The sequence below is a fragment of the Nostoc sp. CCY 9925 genome, assembly GCF_963920935.1.
GTDB lineage: Bacteria > Cyanobacteriota > Cyanobacteriia > Cyanobacteriales > Nostocaceae > Nostoc.
Genome location: NZ_CAWUDO010000265.1, coordinates 1 through 1,855 on the forward strand (window position 1 = coordinate 1; position 1,855 = coordinate 1,855).

Consider the following 1,855-nt stretch of genomic DNA (forward strand, 5'->3'; position numbering starts at 1 on the left):
AAGTTTTAGCGATCGCACCTTTTTCGCCCAACCTCACAAAATCGCGTTGCTCCCTCAATGAATTGGATACACCCGGTAACTGTTCGGCTACATTTTCATTTAACCGTTTAGCAATCTGGCGAATCATCGTTGTCTTACCCACACCACTTGGCCCATAAACCAACACATGAGCAAATCCTGCTGGTTCTCGAATCGCACGCATCAACAACATATCTACCCGTGCTAACTGTGGATGTAAAACTGCATACTCCTTAAACTGAGCCAGTTTGAGGTGCATTTGGTCGCTCCCCTTCCCGGTTAAAAAATTGTCCATTAACGGTATTCCCCCAGTATCGGCAGTTGTGTGAGATCCAACAGTTCAACACCTCGACTTCGCTCGGTGTTGAGGCTGAGCGGAGCCGAAGCCTCAACGTTGTTTTGCAGTGCTGGCAATTGTTCGTCATCTTGACTGTGTGCTTCCATAGTCGGCTCAAGAATGCTGACTGGGGGGAACTGGGGTACACCTTCCTTATTGGGCGTTAAATTTTCCAGTACCCCAACAGCTTCCAAATCCCGTAATCGTTGCATGAGTAAGATTTCATGTTCTTGCACCGCCGCGATGAAGTCTGCAAGGCGTTTGGCAGAGATATTTGTACTCACAGCATTACGCTTATCTTGTTGTCTAATTTCTTGGGCAGCTAACAGCACTTCTTTCTCTGTGCGTCCGGCAAAGGTGCTGTAATACTGGGAGATACATTTGACCCATCTTCCCTCTAAGTACGCATAAGCTATACCCATATCAAAAGGGTCATAACGCACACTAACTTTGGTTTTTTCGACAACCGGATTGCGGAAAGCATCATTCCAGTAATAAAGATAATTGACTTTAATTCCTTGTCCCGGCTGGACTTTAGCGTTACCTTTGGGTGTGCTAGGGCGTGTTGCCATGAGGAAGTCTTCGTTGTATGCAATGCGTCGGTGTTCTCTCTCCCCTGTAGCAACGATTGCGTCGGTATAAACTTGTAATGGTGCCTCACCCAAGGTATCATGTACACTCGTGTCATAAATGGTGTATGCCCATTCACTCAGGTAGGTATATAAATCTGCTAATGTCCAAACGGCAAGTTGTTTGGGGTTAACAACTTTGGTCAATTGGCGCGGTTGTTTACTGGCTTGGGTGTTACCGAGTAAGTTAAAGATAAATTCAGTATTTGTTGTGCCGAATAATCGCTCAACTACTGAGCCAAAACGGGGTTTACCACCGGGTCTTGTCTTTTTAATGCAGTGGTAACGTGCTAATAAGGTATCAAAGTAAACGCTATGAAATTCCCTGCCGCCATCTACAACTACGGATTGGGGAAAACGACCAAAACGCTGGACACACAACCGTAGTGCCATCATGCAAGACCTGTAAGAAGGTGGGTCAAAGGTGAGATAAACTACTAAGATGCGTCGGGAGTAGGCATCAATCAGTAATGTCAGCCAAGGTCGTCCTAAGTTCCGACCAGTTACTTGAGAGCGTAACTCGATGTCGAGTTGGGTGTGGTCAAGATGGCAAATGGCAAAGGGTCTGTCTCCATGCCTGGGTGTAGTTTTAGCTAGTTCTAAAACAATTGGTTCGGTTGCGTATGCGGCTTTTGCTCCCTGACGTTTTAAAGTCTGCTCATGGATGGGACGCTTTTTTAGCCGAGTATAAAATGTGCGCTGACTCAGTGGGCGGATGTTAGTTCTTTCGCAGGTTCTTGTATAGGCGCGATAAACAGAAGCGGCTGGGGCTTGTCTTGGTGTCTCGAAGTGTTCGGTAATAAATTGATCTAATAACAATACCTTAGCCAATTTACGAGGGTTCAATGCCTGTAGAAACGGGATGAATACG

The 1,855-nt window shown here is 46.1% G+C and carries 2 protein-coding genes; both read right to left on the minus strand.

Annotation, left to right across the window (positions count from 1 at the left end; all coding sequences use genetic code 11):
- Positions 1-313: AAA family ATPase (locus tag ACM0OY_RS40295; protein WP_414574283.1), on the minus strand; the 313-nt coding region annotated here is incomplete at its 3' end.
- A partial coding sequence (locus ACM0OY_RS40300) for a Mu transposase C-terminal domain-containing protein (protein WP_414574284.1) occupies positions 313-1,855 on the minus strand: 1,543 nt, incomplete at its 5' end. The genes ACM0OY_RS40295 and ACM0OY_RS40300, both read right to left, overlap by 1 nt.